The organism is Dinghuibacter silviterrae, from assembly GCF_004366355.1.
GTDB lineage: Bacteria > Bacteroidota > Bacteroidia > Chitinophagales > Chitinophagaceae > Dinghuibacter > Dinghuibacter silviterrae.
The window spans coordinates 3,473,109-3,490,521 of sequence record NZ_SODV01000001.1; the positions used below are offsets into that span (position 1 = coordinate 3,473,109).

A 17,413-nucleotide genomic window follows, 5' to 3' on the forward strand; every position below is an offset into this window, starting at 1 on the left:
ATATTCGACGAATGGGAAAACCCGCAGCCAGACTCACAGACATGCACGCCTGCCCACAGGTAACTCCCGGTGTTCCGCCGATCCCGCACGTGGGCGGTCCCGTCGTCGGCCCCGGCGCCCCGACAGTCCTTATCGGGGGCATGCCCGCGGCTGTGATGGGCGACACCTGTGTGTGCGTCGGTCCGCCCGACTCCATCGTCATGGGTTCGGCGACGGTCATGATCGGCGGTAAGCCCGCCGCCCGGATGGGGGACACGACCGCGCATGGAGGGAATATCGTGCTCGGGTATCCTACCGTGCTGATCGGGGGATAATGCCCGGCGGTCGGCGCAAAGACGTGCGTGCGGCCCCGCGCGCCGGCGCCCGCGGCGTGTAAAACCGCATCACCCGCCCATCGCCTACGCCACGCACCACCGTGTGCTGTCCCGCATACAACATCTCCACCTTGTAAGGCCCAACGGCGCTGATCTCCCAGCATTGCGATTCGTTGCCCCGCACGAAATATGTATGTAGCGTGTCACCGGGGGCGCCGCCCATCACCTGGAAGGGCAGGATCGTCCGAAGCCCCCCGCGCAACTGCACATCGGTACCGCGCCGATTCAAGTACTTGCGCCCCGACGCCCCCGTTACCTGGCGAACGCGCACCCGCCTCCCGAAAATAAAAATCGTATTGATCGCCGTTTGCGCATCGGCAAAAAGACTCTGGGGCAACCGGTCTTTCCGCCCCGCCACCGACAGGGGAATGGCCACGCAATTCCCGCCGCTGGAAGGGCTTCCCGTCCAGGGTGGGCTCATGATCCCGTTGAAGGGATAGCTCCACGTCCCGTCGGATTGAACGGTGATAAAGTTCTGCCCGTTCGCATAGTAGTCGTGGCTGCCGGGTGAGGTATAGTTGTAAATAGAGTGGTTGGGATCGTATACAAAAATACGCTTGATCGACCCCTGCACGTCTTCGTAATACGGCACCAGGACGTGCGCCCCGTCCGCGGGGTTGAGGTCCTTGGAGATGCTCACAAAAGGCTGGTCGCCCTGGGCGAGGTATTTGCCGACCTGGTAATATGCATAATTGCCGTCCCGGTTTTCCGAAGAAGCGATGACGTCTAAAAGGAACATCAGGAAACCGCGGTTGATCTGGTTGCCATGGGTGATGATGATGGCCTGCGCCAGGTTGGGATCCAACGGTCCCGTATAGCTGGCCCTGGAGGCATATACATAGGGCGGATGGCAATACCCTGCCCAACCGCCGTCGGACATCATCAGCATGGACATCACGTCCATGCCAAAACAAAGCCCGCTTTTGTAAAGCGTGTTCGTGTAGAGGTTGTTGAAAAAGATCTGGTCGAAATCCCCGGCGGGACTCGGCGCCACCCCGATAAAGGACTGGCGGAAGTCGCTCCACGGGATGTTGCTGGTGTCGAAGTTTTCGAAGAACCAGGTGTTCTCGCGGAGCCAGGGGGTGTCCTGGGGTTGGGCTTTTAAGGCGATGGCGCTTATTAAAGCGAGCGCAGTCAGGATGGTTCTCATGGTGTGACCGTTTTTACGTTCGAAAGCGCCGACAGTTGCCCCGTCTTGAGCAACAGCGCCACTTTATAGTAGTACGTCTGTCCGTGTGTCACCTGCGTATCCGTATACGTGGCCCCCTTTACAGGCGCCGTGACGATGGGGTTAAACGTCCCGCCCGCCGTGGTGCTCCGGTAGACGATAAAACCCTTGTCGGCCGCGGCGTTGAAGGCCGGCGTCCAGGTCAACTGCACGGAGCACGGCGTCGCATTGACCATGGCCGTATCCAACACCGGCGCGGGTATCGCCTTCGTGCTAAAGGTAAAGGTGCTGATGGGCGCGGCCTGTGACAGGGGCGTCTGGTTCCCCGCATAGTCGATCCCGACGACCCGGTACCAGTACGTTAGCTTGGGCTGCACGGTCCTGTCCACAAAGGCCCCCTGGCTCATCCACGGCATTGCCTGCACGGGGATGCTGTCACAGGGAAGTACCGACGGCGCGTGATAGGGCGCGGTCAGGACCACCGGTGTTTTGGGGGGTATTTCCACCGTCATGCCCCCCACCCAGGTGAAGTTGGCCAGCGGCGGTTCCTGGCCGGGGACCAGGCCCTGGGCGCGGTACACCTGGTAGGCCCGGATGTCCTGGGAGGGCGGCCCGATCCACTGGACGACGATCGCCAGGGGCAGGGCGTTGAGCCCCGTGATGGTGGCGGCTTCTGGGGGCGTGGTATCCCTCAGGTGGGCGCACACGATCTGGGCCTGTTCCGCGGGGCTGGGGATGGGATAGGTGCCGCTTTCATTGCCGGAGGAGTCTTTGGCTTTGACCCAATACGCGTAACAAAGGGGCGATCCGGGCGGCACGCTATAGTCGTTGTACATGAAGTGACCCGCGGCCTTGGCGCGTTTGGCGGAGTCCTGGGTGATCGTGCCCAGGAAAACGAAGGTGCCGCTACACGGACAAGGCCACCCCTTGCGATCGTTGTTGAAACCCGGAGTGCCGACGACGCCTGTGTTATACGCCGGCGTCCCAATGTACCAGCTTCGGCAGGTATCCGGACGGTTGCAGTTCACCCATTGCCCCAGGTGGCAAAGACTCCGGTAGACCGTATACTGGGCCATATCCGGTTCGGTGTTGAGCTGCCACATCACCGATATATGGTCTTCAAAACCTTTGGCCATGACGCCCTTGACGATGGCCGGGGGCGTGGTGTCCTTGACGATGGCGGAGGCGGCCGCGGACCAGGGACCGGTATTGCCGTTGACGTCCACGGCCCGGACGCGGTACCACCAGGTCTTGTCCCCGTATACCGCGCGGAGCCCGCTGTATTTGTCCACGGTATCGACGCCGTGGATGCCCTTTAGCGGCGGTACCGTTGCGACCAGCGTGGCCGTAAGGGTATTGGGGTTCCCCGACCCTGTAAACCGGTAGAGCTTGTAGCTGACGGAGCTGTCGGGCTGTTCCACGCGCCCCTTGATGTCTTTGATCACCTGCGTCCAACTGACCTGCACCCATCCATGGATATTGTCTACGGAGGTGGAGACGTTCCCCGGTGTGGAAGGGGGCGTTGTATCGTGGGGCGTCACTCCGCCCGAGGCCCCGGAGGCCGTTCCAGGCCGGAGGAAAAAGTCAAGCGCGGTCACCCGGTAGTAATAGGTGGTGCCGTTCAGGGGACCGTTGACGTTGACGCCCGCGACCTTATGCGCGATGGGATTCCCCGCGGTATCGTAGTGTTGGAAATCCACAAAGCCCAGGGCGTTGGGTACCAGCGTGTCCCCGTTCAAGTGATGTGTAAAGGTGGACATGTACGGGGTGGGGCTGACCCGGGTAAAAGGCCCGCCCGGGCTGGTGGCGCGATCCACGACATAACCCGCCGCGCCGGTCACCAAACCCCAGTTGGCTTGGTTCATCGCATCCCCCGCGTCCGCGTGGACACCCGTGGCCGCGGGTAACACGACCGGCACACCGGCGGACACCGGCAGGTCCGTGGCCACGGTGGTCCCGGGTCCGACAGCGACGATCTTGTACTGGTAGGCGGTACCGTTGGTCACGCTATGGTCTTCGTAACCCCAGCCCGCAGCCAGGGCGATGGACAGGTTGCTCCCCGCCAGCACCGCCAGCCGCTGGCGTTTGGACGCGGACAGCGCGCCGTTCATTCCGCAGGGGTTGAACAAAACGCTGGAATCCGCCAGCCCGGCGGCCACCAGCTTCCAGGCGGTGGAGTCGGTGCCGTGGATCAGCAAGGCCCGGATGGCCGCGCAGGTACCGGCCGGTACGATGGGCGTAGCGTTCAGGGGCGTCGCCGGATAGGCAGCATCCGCCGGTGTTTTGCGAAAGATATTATACCCCGTGGCTCCGGGCACGGCCTGCCAGTCCAGGGCCACATACAAACCGGGACCCGGGTTGGATGTGACCGCGATCTGCGCCATACCGGCGAAGGGTGTCGCAAGGAGAATGTATAGTAGGAGACGTTTGTACATGCGTTCGATTTTCAGGTTACTGTATATAGAAGCCCTGGGCCGTATTGAGCCCGATGGTGACACTCACCGATCCGCAGAAGACCCAAAGGACACAGGCGTGGAGTCCTACCGATCCCTGGAAGGAGAAGGGATAGGGTCCGATGATCTGGAGGTCGAAGTCCGCCCCTGCCGAGACCAGGCCGCCCAGGATTTCTCCGCTGATGGAGCCCCCGAGGTTGCCCACGATATAGGGCAAGCCCACCCCGCCCGACAAGGCGCCCAGCAGCCCCGCCCCCTGGGGGGTCAGCATAAACGCACCCAGCCCCAGGAAGATCTCGTACTGACCCGAAACGATATATAGGTTGACGCCCTGCTGGACGTGGATGTAGCCATAGATTCCCGAGAGGTTGTCCGGCATCGCCGCGGTATTCAGGGCATACTGTGGCGACGTGCCTTGCAGCACCCAGGCATCCGCCTTTGGCGCGTTGTGCGCGACATAAAAACCGGAGCCCAGGGTTGTCCCCGTGCCACCGATCAGCGTGATGCCGCTCATGATCGTCAGGGCAACCTGGCCCTGGATCGACTGGTAGTCCGTCCCCAGGTGCCAGTCGAGCTGGCCCTGGGCGTCCAGCGAGTTCCCGCTCAGCACGTCCCCCTGGCCCAGCGTAATGTCCCCGTCGACTTCCCCTTCCACGTACCCTTGCGCTTCGTTGAGCGTCAGTTGGGCGTGCCCGTTGACCTCCGCGTCCAGGGACAGGGCCAGCGACAGGCTGCACATCCCGTCGAGGGTAAGCCGCTGCATGCAGGGGGTGATCTGCAGGATCGCCGACAGATAGTCGCCCGCGCGGATGATCGCGCTCACATTGGCCGCGTTGGAGATCGAGCCCCCCACGACCACGTTCTCGATGTCGTCGTTGTGGATACAGGCGCACCCCCAGATCTGCGTGATGTTCGACACGTCCGCCACCGGTCCCAGCGTAATCGCGCGCATGTCCGTCTGGTTGGTGCCGATATGGATACACGTCCCCCGGCTGTTCATTTCCAGGGTGGACCCCACCGCGGACCCCATACAGGAGAGCGCGCTCGTCCCCGTACCGATAAAGCCGTCCTGGGTCGTCCCCGCGTAATCGATGGTAAAGCCAAAGATGCCCAGCCCGTCGTGCCAGTTCCCGCCGATGGCCCGGTGCGTTGGCAGGAAGGCGCCCGTGGCGGCATTGCTCAGCGACACATACCGCATGTCAAAGGGATCGCTTGTTTGCGAAGGCACGTAGTCGTCCTGTATGTTCAGATAGTCCGCGCCAAAGAAGGGGAAGTGTGCATTCCCCGCCACGTGTAAGTAGGGCTTGACGGCCGGGTTGCTGTTGTACGCTGACAGCGCCACCGCCGTTGGTACAAACCCAAACCCGTCAAACGCCTGGTTCGCCGAATTGTAGTCAAAGAAAAGACGCCCCACCGACCCGTTGGCCAGGAGCTCGCCCCAGGTCAGCCAGAAGGGTTCTGCAAAGTGCCGCTTCTCCGACAGCCCGCTTGCCGTCAGGATGATCTGCCCCGTGCGCACGCTCAGGGTGCCGCCGCTGGAGAAACCCGGTTTCTGCACCAGCTTCAGCCCCCAATAGGAAAGCGAGTCGTTTAGACCGATGTCCACCTGTCCCCCTGCGTCGTTCGCGGTAGAGGTGAAAAAGACTTTATCCACCACGTAATACCCACCCGTGGGTTGCGGTTCGGAAAGGATGGCTTTGTAGCTACACAGCACGACGGCGCTTTCCCAGCATTGCAAAACGAAAGCATCAATGTCCGGGAACACCGCCACCTTATACTGGTCCGAGACCGGCATGATCTTAAAGGGCGTCACCCCGTCGTATAAACTTTCCGATGGGTCCCCCAGGCGTACGGTATCTGCCGCGACGATCTTCGCATGTACGTTGCAATGAACACCCTGTGACACCACGTTCATCCACTGGCTCCGCTGGTACCCCAGCTTTAGCGCCAGGTGGCTGCCGGCCAGGCTGACCGTTGGTTTTTGCGGATCGAAATGAGAGGGCGACTGGGGTGTATTCACCACCAGGGCCGTAAAGTTTTTAAAGGTGACCCCTTCAAAACCCAACGAGTCCAGGTCGACCAGGCTAAGGTCGCGTGTGGAGTCGAAGATCGAATTGGGCCCGGCCATCAAAGGAGGCCGGAAGGGTTTTGGCTGGGCGGAAAAATAAACCATCGCCGCACTATCAAACCCGCCCAGCCCGAAGGACTTTTGGTCCCCGCCGCCTGCCGCCACCAGGTCTCCCCAGTACACAAACGTATTGGGGGGTATATTGACAAACCCGCCCACGTCCAGGTTTTTGCCGACCCCCATCACCGGGCGGGTAAGCACGACCGCCGAGTCATCCAGCAACCGCGCCGCCGTCCGGGGCAGGATGATGCGCCCCCCGACGATCAGCCCGCCGGTCACCTGGCTGGAATCCACATTGATGCGCGCCGTATCGAAGTTGATGATATAACCGAGGGGCTGTGAAGCGTAATACGTATAGGGGGACGCAAGGATAAAACCGGCCGCCAGACCGCCCCCGTCCACCGACGCCAGTGCATAGGTATAGTGTCCCTGGAGGTACCCGATGTTCGACAACACGGTATCACCCGTGGTGCCGTCCGAACTCCCGTTCAACAGGTCCACCCCCTTCCAGGAAGCAGGGTGGGGGTCCCCGCTATAGTGTTGGGTGGAGCTGAAATCCGCCACGTAGCCGTGCCCGTGGACCGTCAGCGTCGTATTCCCCACGCCCCAGGTGCCATAGTTGGAGTCCGGGAGCTCCTTGTAAAATTCGCAGGCGTTGCTCAGGCTGATCGTGCCCAGCCCGATCGACGCGCCCTGGCAGTTGCCCGGCCCCGTTAGCGTGTTGGGTAACCACAGCCGCCCCGTCGCCGCGGCATTTTGCCCCGGCCGTATGGTCATCGTGTCCACAGTTAGCTGGAAACCCGCTGCCACGTCCAGCGTGAAAGGCCCGCCGCCCGGGCTCGCCGGGTAGCTCGCCGTCCCCACGCTTACGTCCCCATAGCCCGCGCGGAGCGGGTGGGTGCTCACGCCGTCAAAGCGCACCGTCACCCCAGGCTGGATCCAATGGACGGGACCGATCAATTGCGCCAGGTTCGCATTTTTGGCAATGGAGGTCGGGGACTGCACCTGTACGTGCTCGCCCGCGCCGAGCGAAATGCCCAGGGCTTTTGCCTGCGAGACGCTCAGTTGACGCGAAGGGTCGCTGACCTGGTCGACGATGTCGACGGTCTGGAGACGGGCCGGCACGACAGCACTCACCGGGCCAACGGCCTTGACGGGGCCCACCTGCGCTACCGCCTTTACCGGCCCCACGGGCACCGGCCCCCACACGATAATCGGCCGCTGGCACCCGAAGTGAATTGTACCCACGCCGGATAACCCCGTAAAAGTTTGCGTGGCCACATTATACGCGCCCCTGGACGTGAAGCTGTCCACGACGAGGACGAAGTTGCCAAAATTCAGGGTGTCGGGGGGATCGACCCGCGGAGGGCGGACCGGGATGACGCCCGTGACGGGCGACCGTTGGACCTGCTGCACCTTGACCTGTGCGGGGGTGGGCGATACCGTCAGGATCGCCCCCATCAGGACAGGCAGGCCTGTCCACAGTTTGGTGATTCCCATGAGTAGTGAGTGGTTAGGGTTGTTTTTCGGGGTCAAAAGTTTAAACTTTTCTTGTCAAATGAAAGCGTACATATACGCAATAACGTACGCCCGGTGTATCGAAAACGGACACGCTAAAAGGATTTACGTATTGATATACAATAGGATAAAGCCGGGCATCCGCTTTGTGTTCCCAACAACTATGTTACGCAACTACCTCCTCGTCGCCCTTCGCCAGCTCCGGCGTCAAAAGATGTATGCATCCATCATGATCGGCGGCTTTGCCCTGAGCATTGCGGCGTGTATCCTGATCACGTTGTATATCCGGGACGAGCTTTCCTATGACCGGTATATCCCCCGGGCGGATCAGGCTTTTCGGGTGGTGGAACATTGGGCGGGGGGTGACTATCCCGGCCGTTACACAGATTTTGCCGCTCCCTTTGGGCCCGGGCTCATGAGTGACTATACCGGGGTGGAAAAGTCCGGCCGGCTCATGAACAATTCCCTTTTTTATGGCGCCGGCGCCAACCAGATCCGGCGGGCGGACCAAACCCAAAACACCTACGAGGAGGGGTTTGTCTACGCCGATCAGTCCCTTCTCGATATCCTGGGCATGCCCATGATCTACGGCACCGCGGGGCACGCCCTGGACGCGCCCCATTCCCTCGTGATGACGCGCCGGATGGCGGAAAAATATTTTCCCCATCAAAACCCCGTGGGCCAGGTGTTTTACCTGAACAACGATACCAAAACGCCTTATACCATCGGTGGCGTCATTCCCGATTTTGCGTCCACCTCTTCCCTTCCCTATGATTTTTTCCTTACACTAAAAGGCGTCGAACTCTGGCAAGGGGAGCAAACGTTTTGGGGCGCCAATAACTATGACACTTATGTTCTTTTAAAACCGGGGACTGATGTAAACGCCTTCCAACGTGCTGTGACGGCCTCCGAGCTCCAACGGCACATCATACCGTTTATGAAGTCTTCCGGGCAGAAGGACGTCGAAACGAAAACCAAGGGGTACGCCATAGAGCTCCAGCCCGTCCGGGACATATACCTCCGGTCTTATGCCATCTCGGACGACCTCCCTTCCCACGGGGATATGCGCCTGGTGTGGATGTTTGGCGGGATCGCGGCCTTCATCCTCCTGATTGCCTGTGTCAATTTCGTCAACCTCGCCACCGCCCGGTCGGCCAACCGCGCCAAAGAAATCGGGCTCCGGAAGGTCATCGGTTCTTACCGGTCCAGCCTTGTCCGCCAGTTCCTCACCGAGTCATTAGTGTACAGCCTGCTGTCGTTTGCCCTGGCATTGTTACTCGCGCAAACCCTTTTGCCTTTTTTTAACCACCTGACCGGCAAAAGCCTGTCCCTGCCCTGGGGTTCCTTATGGTTCGCGCCGTTTTTGCTGGGCTCGGCCTTTCTCTTAGGCATCGTCTCCGGTCTTTATCCCGCCTATTATCTTTCCGCTTTCAAGCCCGTGAAGGTACTGAAGGGGCAGGTGGCCAGGGGGAGCAAAAACGCCCGGTTGAGAAGCGTACTGGTCGTCTTCCAGTTCACCACCTCCATCATCCTGATCGCGGGCACCCTGGTTGTATACAGCCAGATGCAATATATCCTGCACCGAAAGGTCGGCTTCAATAAGGACCAGGTGCTGGTCATCCAGGGCACCAATACCATCGCGGATATACAAGCGTTCAAGAACGACCTGCTTCGCCTTCCGCAAGCTAAAAGCGTTGCCATAAGCGACTTCCTCCCCATCGATATCCCCGGTGCCAAGTTGAATCAGAATGCTTTTTACATGTATGGCCGGAAGGGCGCCTCACCCGTATTCGCGCAAGACTGGTCCGTGGATTATGAGTACTTACAGACCATGGGAATGCAACTGTCCGAAGGACGGGATTTTTCCAGGACCATGGCGTCGGACACCGGTGCCATCATCATCAATGAGACCATGGCCCGGAAAATGGGGATCGGCGCCCATCCGCTGGGGGCGGTGCTTGACCACTTCGGCAGGCCCTTCCATGTCGTCGGCGTGGTCCGGGATTTCAACTTCCAGAGCTTTCGTACGGACATAGACCCTGTTTGTCTTACCATAGGCATCAGCCCTTCGATGGTCTCCGTGAGAACCGTGTCGGACCGGGTGGGCGGCCTCATACCGCAGGTGGACGCGCTTTGGAAAAAGTATGTGCCCAACCAGGCGCTGCGTTACACCTTCCTGGACGATGGCTTCCGCCGGATGTACGCCGACGTGGAGCGGGACGGCTCGATCCTGACATGTTTTACCGTCCTGGCCATCATCATCGCCTGTCTTGGCCTTTTCGCCCTGTCTTCCTTCATGGCGGAACAACGAACCAAGGAGATCGGCATCCGCAAGGTCCTTGGCGCTTCCGTCCATCAGCTCCTCGTGCTGATGTCCCGGGAATTTGTGTTGCTGATCCTGCTCGCCCTGGCGATCGCCATCCCCATCGCGTGGTGGGCCATGCACGCCTGGCTCCAGGATTTCAAATACCGGGAAGACATCAGCGGGTGGCTTTTCCTGGCGGTAGGCGGGATCGCGCTGGCCATTGCGCTGGCGACGACGTCTTACCAAAGCCTCCGCGCCGCCCTTGAAAATCCGATCAAGAGTCTTAAAACAGAATAACATTTCATGATACGCAATTACCTCCTCGTCGCCTTCCGCCAGCTCCGCCGGCAAAGGCTGTATGCCTCCATCATGATCGGGGGTTTTGCCCTCAGCATCGCGGCCTGTATCCTCATCAGCCTGTACATAAGGGACGAGCTGTCTTATGACCGGAGTGTGCCCCAGGCAGACAGGGTTTTCCGGATCGTCAACCGTTATGGCGACGACAACTTCGGCAATTCCACGTATACCCAGGCCCCGCTGGCGGCAGACCTGGTGGACAATTATCCCCAGGTGGAAAAGGCGGGAAGGCTGATGCGCAGCGCCCTGTTCTATGGCGCGGGCTCCAACCAGATCCGCAAAGCGGACCAGGCCCAAAATACCTATGAAGAAGGTTTTGCCTACGCCGATCAGTCCCTGCTGGACGTCCTGGGCACGCCCATGATCTATGGGAAACCCGGCCATGCGCTGGAGGCACCGCATTCCCTCGTCCTGACGCGCCGGATGGCGGAAAAATACTTCCCGCACCAGGACCCCGTGGGCCAGGTATTCTACCTGAACAACGACACCAGGAACCCATACACCGTCGGAGGCGTGATCGAAGACTACGGCTCCAGGTCCTCCATTCAATATGATTTTCTGCTCACGCTGAAAGGCGTCGAACTTTGGCCAGGGGAGCAAACCGGTTGGGGCACCACCAACTATGCGACCTACGTCCGGCTCAAACCGGGCACCGATGCCGCCGCATTCCAGCGGCAATTGACGGCCTCCGAGCTCCAACGCCACCTCATTGCCGCGATGAAAAGCTGGGGCATCACGGACGTGGACGAGAAGGTAAAGCATTACGTCATGGCGCTACAACCCGTCCGGGACGTGTACCTGAAATCGGGCGACATCAACAACGACGCGGTCCCTTTCCACGGGGATAACCGGCTGGTGTGGATGTTCGGAGGGATTGCCTGCTTCATCCTTGTGATCGCCTGCGTCAATTTCGTCAACCTCGCCACCGCCCGGTCGGCGGGCCGCGCCAAGGAAATCGGCCTCCGGAAGGTCGTCGGGTCCTACCGGTCCGGCCTCGTTCGCCAGTTCCTCACCGAATCGATGTTGTACAGCCTGTTGTCGTTTGTCGCGGCGCTGGTACTGGCCTGGGCGCTCTTACCCTTTTTCAACCACCTCACCGGTAAAAGCCTGACCTTGCCCTGGGACTCCGTTTGGTTCGCGCCGGTCTTGCTGGGCTCGGCGTTTCTCTTAGGCATCGTTTCGGGTTTTTATCCCGCCTGGTACCTCTCCGGGTTCGAACCCGCCAGGGTCCTCAAGGGCGAGGTTTCCCGCGGGGTCCGGAACGCCCGCTTGAGAAGCATCCTCGTGGTCTTCCAGTTCACTACCTCCATCATCCTGATCGTGGGCACGCTGGTCGTCTATCGCCAAATGCAATACATCCTGCACGCGAAGGTGGGTTTTGACAAAGACCAGGTGCTTGTCGTCCAGGGGACGGGTACCATCCCCGACATACAGGCCTTTAAGAGTGATTTGCTCCGCCTGCCCCAGGCCAAAAGCGTGACGGTCGGAGACTTCCTCCCGGTCAATATCCCGGGGGCCAAACGCAACGGGGAGGGCTTTTATATGGACAGCCTGCGGGCCTCTTCCAAACCCGTGTTCGGACAATTCTGGATCGCCGACTACGATTATATACCCACGATGGGTATGGAGCTTGTCGCCGGGCGGAATTTTTCCCGGTCGATGGCTACGGATACCGCCGCCGCGATCATCAACCAGTCACTGGCCACCCAGCTCGGCCTGGGAAGCCACGCGGTAGGAAGCGTGATCAACAACGGGGCCGGTCCGCTCCGCGTCATCGGGGTGGTCCGGGATTTCCATTTCGAAACTTTCCGGGAGAAAGTAAGACCCGTCTGCCTGTTCCTGGGCATCAGTCCCACCATGGTTAGCATCAAGGTTCAGTCCGTTCAGGCCGGGGATCTCGCGGCCCAGGTGGCCGCCGTGTGGAAAAAATATGCGCCCAACCAGGCGTTGCGGTATACTTTCCTGGACGACGGTTTCCGGCAAATGTATGCGGACGTCACCCGGGCCGGCACCCTCCTGACCTGCTTCGCCGTCCTGGCCATCGTCATTGCCTGTCTCGGTTTGTTCGCCCTTTCGTCGTTCATGGCCGAACAGCGTACCAAAGAAATCGGCATCCGCAAGGTCCTGGGCGCGTCCGCCGGTCAACTGTTCGTCCTGATGTCCCGGGGCTTCGTGGTATTGATCCTGGTCTCCCTGCTTATCGCGACACCCATCGCCTGGTGGGCCATGACGACCTGGCTCCGGGATTTCAAATACCGCCAGGAGCTCGATTTGTGGCTTTTCTTTGTCGTCGGTGGAATAGCCCTGTTGATTGCTTTGGCCACTACCTCGGCCCAAAGTATCCGCGCCGCGCTGGAAAACCCGATCAAGAGCCTAAAAACAGAATGACTACAGAATCAGATTAAAAAAAATTAATCCCTCCTTAAACCCCAGCAAATCGAACAAGTGTCCGTTCTTTAGGAGAACCTTGCTACTTCTATATTATGCTTGTTCAACAGGAACGCCTCGTCTCCCTGCGGGTGACGGGCAACTCACTTCGGCGTACACTACCCGTGAGCGCCGTGCTTATTACGTATAACGAAACCGAAAACATCCGTCGCACCCTCTCCCGTCTTTTTTGGTGCGATGAGATCATCGTGGTGGACAGCTATTCGACGGACGACACCGTCGACGCCTGCCGCCTGTTCGGGGCAAAAGTCTTTTTCAAGGAATTCGAGGGCTACGGCGCCCAAAAGCGGTTTGCCATTTCAAAGGCTACCAACGACTGGGTCCTTTGCCTGGATGCGGACGAAGTCCTGTCCGACGCGCTGATCGACGAGATCTGCCGGGAGTGGGAAGACGGTCCTCGCGGTGCCGGCTACCTGCTTCCCATGAACCTTGTTTTTCTTGGCCGGGAATTTACCCACGGCCGGGAAAGCGGCCGGCACTTCCTGCGCCTGTTCAACCGCCGGCACGGCAATGTCAACGAAGCCCTCGTCCACGAAAAGATCGAACTCGACGGAACGGTCCGGAAGCTGCGTCACCACATCCTGCATTACAGCTACCGCGACATCCACCAATGGTATGTCAAGTGTGACCGGTATACCACCCTGGCCGCCAGGGAGGCCGTCCGGCGGGGGAAAAGGAAGTCCCGGCTCGCGGTGTTCTTTTCTTTTCCTTACTATTTCATACACTATTTCGTGATCAACGGTAATTGGCTTAACGGGATGGAAGGCTTTTACTGGTCGGCTTACAGCGCACTCTATCATTTCACCAAATACCTAAAGATCCGGGAACTACAGAAATGAACCTTCGTGTCCTGATGTACCACAGTACGTCTGCTACCGGGCCAAACGACGACCTCACGGTCGATGTGGCCCGGCTGGAGGCCCATTTTGCCGCCCTCGCCAGGGGCGGCTATACCACTTTATTGATGAGCGAGCTGCTGGCTATGGCCCAAAGAATGCCCAATGGCCTTTGGCCCTCCCTCCCGCCGCGGTCGGTCCTCCTCACCTTTGACGACGGTTTCCGCGACAACTTCGAGATCGCCTATCCGTTGGCGGTGCAGTACGGTGTGAAGCTCAATTTTTTTATCGTCCCCACCTTTATCCGCGAGGGCAGCTATCGTGGAAAGCCCTGTATGACGCGGGAGGAACTTTTGTCGATGGATCCGGATGTGGTGGAATTCGGGCTTCATTCCTACGCCCACACCAGCTATGGGGACCTGTCTTCCGAAGAAATGGGCGCCGACATCCGGCGTTGCAAGGCGTTCTTCGCGGCCAAGGGCATCCCGTACCAGCCCTGTGTCGCTTATCCTTACGGGGCCTATCCCCAGGATGTCAGCGCCCTGGTGGATGAGGGGATACGCTTTGGCTTCCGCATCGGGAACCGGCTCAATCCCTGGCCGCTTCAGCATCCCTATTTAATACAGCGCATGGACATCCGCGGGACCGACCCGCGGTGGACGTTCCGCGCGGGGTTGAGGGTGGGGAGGAAGTGGCTGCCCTTCTAGGGCGGCGCCGTCTCGCTACGCGGCGTGTCTCGCCAGCAGCGCCCCCACCTCCTGCGGCGTCCCCGTAAAGGGTCCGCCGGCCTCGATCTTGAGCGTCGCCATGGCTGCGCCAAAAGCCCCGGCTTCCGCCTCGGAGGCCCCCTGGAGACGGCTCAGCAGGTAGCCGGCCATATAGGTGTCCCCGCAACCCGTGACGTCCGGGCGGTCCGTGCGGGGCGGAAAAGCGGGTATGTCAAAAATATGCTCGCCATTATAAATGAGCGATCCTTTGCTGCCCATGGTGATGATCACTTCCCGGGCGCCCCATTCGTGCAACACACGGGCACCCCGGAGCGGGCTGTCCTGGCCCGTCAGGACGCGCATTTCCTCTTCGCTTGCCTTGAGGTAACGGAAAAACGGCAGGAGCTCCCTTTTGGCGGCCCAGTCGGTGGGCACCACACGGGCGTTTTGTACGCGTCTTAAAAAGCCCTGTACGTCCAGCGAAAGGTCCCCCTTGGTGGCCAGCAACCGGATGACCTCGGCGGGTATGTCTTCCGCCAGCAGGGGCCCCAGGTGAAAAACACCCGCTGTGATGTGCTCCAAGTCCCGCGCCCGGAAAGGGTCGGCCTCCTGCAACACCCGCTGGGTCCGCTGGTCCGGGTCGTTCCCGTACCGGTTTTCGAAATGAACCGTATGCGCGCTCGGCAACACGCGGACCTGGACGCCCGACGCCCGCAACCCCGACAGCAGCCCGGTGTCCGAAGCCCCGAGGGCCGTCACGAGCTGATACCGGTGTCCCAGGTGCGCCAATGCGTGGGAAAAATAAACGGCCGTTCCCCCGGGAAGCTCCCGGGTGTCGTAAGGTGTGATCACGGTGTCCTTGGTCACGTGTCCTATGCAGCAAATATCCATAGCACTGCAAAGTTAAAGAATCGTTACCTTACCGCGATGAAGACTGCTGTCGCATTGTTCGCCGCGGCGATGCGCTGCGCCGCCGCGCTGGTGCTTTGTACTGCCGCGCAGGCGCAAAGCGCCGCCACGCCGCACTACGGCCTCCCCACCGTCCACGACACTGCCGTCTATTTTGCCTCCGTCCGGCAGGACCCGCGCCAGGCCCTGGTCCCGCTGAAGGGCTTCCGCCTGGACATCCGCTACGCCACTGCCGACAACCTCCTCCACCGCCCCGTCTATACCATGGCCGCCGCTTTTCTGCGCAAACCCGCTGCCGAGGCGCTAAAAGCCGTGGACCAAGACCTGGAACGCGAGGGGTACGCCCTGAAAATATTCGACGGCTACCGGCCCTACGCCGCCACCGTTGCCTTTTACGAGGCCTACCACGACACCAACTACGTCGCCTCGCCCTATACGGGCTCCCGCCACAACCGGGGGTGTGCGGTCGACCTTACGCTGGTCGACCGGCGCACCGGCAAGGACGTGGCCATGCCGACGCCCTTTGACGACTTTACCGAAAAGGCCTCCGCCACCTACGCCGACCTGCCCCCGGACGTGTTGCGCCACAGGAAGTTGTTGCAGGACGCGATGCTCCGGCATGGGTTCCTGGTCTATCCGCACGAGTGGTGGCACTTCGATTTCGCGGGCTGGAGGGATTATCCCGTGACGGATATTCCGTTTGAAGCGCTGACATCGGCGCGCTGAGACGCTTGCCCCCTCCATCTTTATCGTTCGCCCATAAAATTCCGTTCTCCACACCATTGCCCCCCGCGGCCCGGAGGTAAGTAGTATTTTGTCTATATGTAAGCTATCCTGATTAATTAAAAACACAAAAAACCACAGCTATGCTACCTCTTCTTTCCCGTAAATGCGGCGGCATTTTATGGGCCATCTTCTTATTGCTCGCCCTCGCATCATGTACCAAATCCGGTCCTGCCGGGCCCGCGGGGGCTGCCGGCGCCGCCGGTGCGGCAGGGGCGCCTGGCGCACCGGGAGCGGCAGGGGCGACCGGTGCCACGGGCGCACAAGGCCCCGCGGGCAGCCAGATCCTCAGCGGGAGCGGCGCTCCCTCGGCCAGTGAAGGGAATGTCGGAGATTTTTACATCGACCTCGCCAATGTACTGCTGTACGGGCCCAAAACGAACTCGGGCTGGGGGACGGCCATATCCCTGAAGGGCACGACGGGTGCAACGGGCGCGAACGGCGCGAATGGGTCTAACGGCGCAGCAGGCGCGACGGGCGCTGCCGGTGCAACAGGCGCTACAGGCCCGGCGGGTCCGCAAGGCGCAACGGGCCCGGCAGGTCCGCAGGGGGCGCAAGGCGCGACGGGTGCAACGGGTCCGGCGGGCCCCAAAGGCAACGACGGTACGAATGGCACCAATGGCTCCGTGATCCACACCGGCCCCAACCTCCCCCTAAACGACACGGGTGCCGTCGGCGACTACTACATCGACGAAACCAACGACTCCCTGTACGGGCCAAAAGGTCAGAACGGCTGGGGCTATGCGGCCTGCAGCCTCCGCGGCCCGGCCGGACCGGACAGCGTGATCTATTACAATTGGGTAGGGTTCAATTCGTCGAGCTGGACACTCGCTGCTTATCCGGGGCCGTCCTTAGCCGTATATTATACCTATGATTATACCTTTCACGTAGGCGCATTGGCGGCCGACACCAACATCGGTTCGAGCGGTGTCGTGCTGGTATATGTGCGGGCGGCGTTACCCCCGGGCTCGTACTCGGTCAATGGCGACTATCAACTGCCGGTGAACCTGTTTGACCAGCAAGAGGGGGCTATCAACGCGGAATACGTCAACCTCGCCTTTTCGTACAACCTGTCTACGGGCAACATCACCATCCGGATGAACAACGAGACGCCCACCCAGACCGCGGACGTCCTGGGTACCTACTTACAATCGGGTACTGCCTACGGATACTTCTACCGGGTCGTCCTTATCCCCGGTGGGATTGGCGAAAATGCGACACCGCCAAGTTACCAGGAACTGTGCAGCCGCTACGGAATAAAACCATAAGACAAAGCCAACATACCTACATATACCTCGCGTATATGTAGGTATGTATGGCAATGAAAGAGAAGAAGAACAAAAGCTCCGTTTTATTGCGTGGTTGCTTTGTTACGGCATGGGGATCGTGTTGATCCTGGGGCTCTTATCCCTGCTGTTGTTGGTGTT

11 protein-coding genes are annotated in these 17,413 nt (G+C 60.3%); 7 read left to right on the top strand and 4 right to left on the bottom strand.

The genetic code is table 11. From position 1 onward, the window contains the following. The first annotated feature begins 11 nt into the window (after nt 1-11). Nucleotides 12-314, top strand: coding sequence for a PAAR domain-containing protein (locus tag EDB95_RS15005; protein WP_133994616.1), 303 nt, complete (start codon nt 12-14; stop codon nt 312-314). Here the strand turns inward: EDB95_RS15005 and EDB95_RS15010 are convergent. Genes EDB95_RS15010 through EDB95_RS15020 form a run of 3 tightly spaced genes read right to left on the bottom strand, consistent with a single transcriptional unit; the run spans nt 292 to nt 7,623 of the window. Next, nucleotides 292-1,524 (bottom strand): hypothetical protein, encoded by a 1,233-nt coding sequence (locus EDB95_RS15010; RefSeq protein WP_133994617.1) that lies wholly within the window; start codon nt 1,522-1,524, stop codon nt 292-294. The genes EDB95_RS15005 and EDB95_RS15010 overlap by 23 nt on opposite strands. Next, nucleotides 1,521-3,977, bottom strand: a complete 2,457-nt coding sequence (locus tag EDB95_RS15015) for a fibronectin type III domain-containing protein (protein ID WP_133994618.1) — start codon at nt 3,975-3,977, stop codon at nt 1,521-1,523. The genes EDB95_RS15010 and EDB95_RS15015 overlap by 4 nt, the downstream gene beginning before the upstream one ends. Before the next feature lie 16 nt (nt 3,978-3,993). Beyond that, nucleotides 3,994-7,623, bottom strand: coding sequence for a hypothetical protein (locus tag EDB95_RS15020; protein ID WP_162852618.1), 3,630 nt, complete (start codon nt 7,621-7,623; stop codon nt 3,994-3,996). A 181-nt stretch (nt 7,624-7,804) separates the two neighbouring features. Here EDB95_RS15020 and EDB95_RS15025 point away from each other — a divergent pair, with 181 nt between their 5' ends. The 4 genes from EDB95_RS15025 to EDB95_RS15040 all read left to right on the top strand — a co-directional run bounded on the left by EDB95_RS15025 (nt 7,805) and on the right by EDB95_RS15040 (nt 14,294). After that, nucleotides 7,805-10,243, top strand: a complete 2,439-nt coding sequence (locus EDB95_RS15025) for an FtsX-like permease family protein (protein WP_133994620.1) — start codon at nt 7,805-7,807, stop codon at nt 10,241-10,243. Nucleotides 10,244-10,249: 6 nt separating this feature from the next. Further along, nucleotides 10,250-12,691, top strand: a complete 2,442-nt coding sequence (locus EDB95_RS15030; RefSeq protein WP_133994621.1) for an ABC transporter permease — start codon at nt 10,250-10,252, stop codon at nt 12,689-12,691. Nucleotides 12,692-12,786: 95 nt separating this feature from the next. Further along, nucleotides 12,787-13,590 carry a glycosyltransferase family 2 protein gene (locus tag EDB95_RS15035; RefSeq protein WP_133994622.1) on the top strand — a complete coding sequence of 268 codons (804 nt, stop codon included), beginning with the start codon at nt 12,787-12,789 and terminating at the stop codon, nt 13,588-13,590. Next, a complete protein-coding gene (locus tag EDB95_RS15040; RefSeq protein ID WP_133994623.1) occupies nt 13,587-14,294 on the top strand; it encodes a polysaccharide deacetylase family protein in 708 nt (235 codons plus the stop codon). Before EDB95_RS15035 ends, EDB95_RS15040 begins: the two co-directional genes overlap by 4 nt. Nucleotides 14,295-14,309: 15 nt before the next feature. Here the strand turns inward: EDB95_RS15040 and EDB95_RS15045 are convergent, their stop codons facing one another. Beyond that, on the bottom strand, nt 14,310-15,185 hold the full coding sequence (locus EDB95_RS15045; protein ID WP_133994624.1) for a PfkB family carbohydrate kinase: 876 nt from the start codon (nt 15,183-15,185) through the stop codon (nt 14,310-14,312). A 36-nt stretch (nt 15,186-15,221) separates the two neighbouring features. On the opposite strand from EDB95_RS15045, the gene EDB95_RS15050 reads away from it, so the two are divergent. Next, nucleotides 15,222-15,929, top strand: a complete 708-nt coding sequence (locus EDB95_RS15050; protein ID WP_133994625.1) for a M15 family metallopeptidase — start codon at nt 15,222-15,224, stop codon at nt 15,927-15,929. 140 nt (nt 15,930-16,069) lie between these two features. Beyond that, complete coding sequence (locus EDB95_RS15055) at nt 16,070-17,254, top strand: collagen-like domain-containing protein (RefSeq protein WP_133994626.1); 1,185 nt, start codon at nt 16,070-16,072, stop codon at nt 17,252-17,254. The last annotated feature ends 159 nt before the right edge of the window (nt 17,255-17,413 follow it).